This is a genomic window from Leisingera sp. ABD4_442, assembly GCF_056160905.1.
The window spans coordinates 1-2,957 of the sequence record NZ_JBSWYB010000080.1 but is presented as its reverse complement, the minus strand read 5'-3'; the positions used below and the strand labels follow the sequence as shown (position 1 = coordinate 2,957).

Below are 2,957 nucleotides of genomic sequence, written 5' to 3'. Positions count from 1 at the left end.
AAGATCGGGATTTCGAACGACGATCTGCTGCCCTACGGCCATGACAAGGCGAAGGTGTCGCAGAGCTTCATCAACTCCGTTCAGGACAAGGAAGACGGCAAGCTGATCCTGGTGACCGCGATCAACCCGACGCCCGCTGGCGAAGGCAAGACCACCACCACCGTGGGCCTGGGCGACGGTCTGAACCGGATCGGCAAGAACGCGATGATCTGTATCCGCGAAGCGAGCCTGGGGCCGAACTTCGGCATGAAGGGCGGCGCTGCAGGCGGCGGTTACGCGCAAGTGGTGCCGATGGAGGAGATGAACCTCCACTTCACCGGCGACTTCCATGCGATCACCTCGGCCCATTCGCTGCTGTCGGCAATGATCGACAACCACATCTACTGGGGCAATGAGTGCGACATCGACACCCGCCGCGTCGCCTGGCGCCGTGTGGTCGACATGAACGACCGCGCCCTGCGCACCATCACCGCGTCCCTGGGCGGTGTGTCCAACGGCTTCCCGCGCGAAGCCGGCTTTGACATCACCGTGGCCTCCGAAGTGATGGCGATCCTGTGCCTGGCGAACGACCTCAAGGACCTGGAAAAGCGCCTGGGCGACATCATCGTGGCCTACCGCCGCGACAAGACCCCGGTCTACTGCCGCGACATCAAGGCAGAGGGCGCAATGACCGTTCTGCTGAAAGACGCGATGCAGCCGAACCTGGTGCAGACCCTGGAAAACAACCCGGCCTTCGTGCACGGCGGCCCGTTCGCCAACATCGCACACGGCTGTAACTCGGTGATCGCCACCAAGACCGCGCTGAAAGTGGCCGACTATGTCGTGACCGAAGCCGGCTTCGGCGCTGACCTCGGCGCCGAGAAGTTCATGAACATCAAATGCCGCAAGGCAGGCATCGCACCCTCCGCAGTGGTGCTGGTGGCCACCGTGCGCGCGATGAAGATGAACGGCGGCGTGGCCAAGGCAGACCTTGGTGCCGAGAACGTCGAGGCGGTGAACTCCGGCTGCGCCAACCTCGGCCGCCACATCGAGAACGTCAAATCCTTCGGCGTGCCGGTTGTGGTTGCGATCAACCACTTCGTGACCGACACCGATGCGGAAGTGGACGCGGTCAAAGCCTATTGCGCCAACCACGGCGTTGAGGCAGTTCTGTCGCGCCACTGGGAGCTGGGCTCAGAAGGCTCCGCGCCGCTGGCCGAGAAAGTGGTTGAGGTCGTCGATGCGGGCCAGGCCAACTTTGCGCCGATCTACCCGGACGACATGCCGCTGTTCGAAAAGATCGAAACCATCGCCAAGCGCATCTACCGCGCCGACGAGGTGCTGGCGGACAACAAGATCCGCAACCAGCTGAAGGAATGGGAAGACGCGGGTTACGGCAACCTGCCGGTCTGCATGGCGAAGACCCAGTACTCCTTCTCGACCGACCCGTCCCTGCGCGGCGCGCCGACCGGCCATTCGGTTCCGGTGCGTGAGGTCCGCCTGTCTGCGGGCGCCGGCTTCATCGTTGCGGTCTGCGGCGAGATCATGACCATGCCGGGCCTGCCGCGCAAACCGGCGGCGGAAACCATCCGCCTGAACGAGGACGGCCAGATCGAAGGCTTGTTCTAAGACGCAAAATGCGCTTTTTGCGGCCCGGGGGAGCACCCCGGGCCGCAAGAGTTTTAAGACATGAGCACAGAAACACCGCCGCAGGACTGCCAGTCGATGGCAGAGGTGCGGGCCCAGATTGACCGGCTCGACCGGGACCTGATCGCCCTGCTGGCCGTCCGCGCCGGCTATATCGACCGGGCCACCGAACTGAAGCAGCTCAATGGCTGGCCGGCGCGGATCCCTAGCCGGGTTGAGGAAGTGGTCATGAATGCCCGCGCCGCCGCGCAAGGGGAGGGGCTGGACCCCGATCTGATCGAAGGCCTGTGGCGGCAGCTGGTGGACTGGTCGATCGCCCGCGAGGCGCGGGTTATTCGTGAGGAATAGGCAGGCTTCCGGCCTGCGGCAAAAAGGAAGAGATCAAATGGCAGCAACTCTGATTGACGGCAAGGCCTTTGCGGCCAAGGTGCGCGGCCAGGTGGCGGAGCACGTCGCCCGGCTGAAAGAAGAAAACGGCATCACCCCGGGCCTGGCGGTGGTTCTGGTCGGCGAGGACCCGGCGTCCCAGGTTTACGTGCGCTCCAAGGGCAAGCAGACCGTCGAGGTCGGCATGAACTCCTATGAGCACAAGCTGGAGGCGGACACCTCGGAAGCCGACCTGCTGGCGCTGATCGATCAGCTGAACAACGACGCATCGGTGCATGGCATCCTGGTGCAGCTGCCGCTGCCGAAACACCTGGACGAGGATCTGGTGATCAACTCGATCGCGCCGGAGAAGGACGTGGACGGCTTCCACATCTCCAACGTGGGCCTTCTGGGCACCGGCCAGAAATCGATGGTGCCCTGCACGCCGCTGGGCTGCCTGATGATGCTGCGCGACCACCACGGCAGCCTCTCGGGCATGGATGCGGTTGTGATCGGCCGCTCCAACATCGTCGGCAAGCCGATGGCGCAGCTTCTGCTGGGCGACAGCTGCACCGTGACCATCGCGCATTCGCGCACCAAGGACCTTCCGGATGTGGTGCGCCGCGCCGACATCGTGGTTGCTGCGGTGGGCCGCCCGGAAATGGTGCCGGGCGACTGGATCAAGGAAGGCGCCACCGTCATCGACGTGGGCATCAACCGCATCGAGCGCGACGGCAAGAACGTGCTGGTCGGCGACGTCGACTTCGCCTCCGCGGCTGAGCGCGCCGGCGCCATCACCCCGGTGCCGGGCGGCGTCGGTCCGATGACCATCGCTTGCCTGCTCGCGAACACCGTCACCGCCTGCTGCCGCGCCAACAACCTCCCCGAGCCTGAAGGCCTCACCGCCTGAAGCGCAGACCGTTGAGGTCCGAACAAATCTGCCCCGCCGGAAACCCTCCGGCGGG

3 protein-coding genes are annotated in these 2,957 nt (G+C 64.8%); all 3 read left to right on the top strand.

Going from position 1 to position 2,957, the window contains the following annotated elements; genetic code table 11:
• Positions 1-1,608 (top strand): formate--tetrahydrofolate ligase (locus tag ACXAHG_RS23410; RefSeq protein WP_475061207.1); only part of this gene is annotated, 1,608 nt, incomplete at its 5' end.
• 60 nt (positions 1,609-1,668) lie between these two features.
• Positions 1,669-1,974 carry a chorismate mutase gene (locus tag ACXAHG_RS23405; RefSeq protein ID WP_475039695.1) on the top strand — a complete coding sequence of 102 codons (306 nt, stop codon included), beginning with the start codon at positions 1,669-1,671 and terminating at the stop codon, positions 1,972-1,974.
• 37 nt (positions 1,975-2,011) lie between these two features.
• Positions 2,012-2,902, top strand: a complete 891-nt coding sequence (gene folD / locus ACXAHG_RS23400; protein WP_475039693.1) for a bifunctional methylenetetrahydrofolate dehydrogenase/methenyltetrahydrofolate cyclohydrolase FolD — start codon at positions 2,012-2,014, stop codon at positions 2,900-2,902.
• Positions 2,903-2,957: the final 55 nt, after the last annotated feature.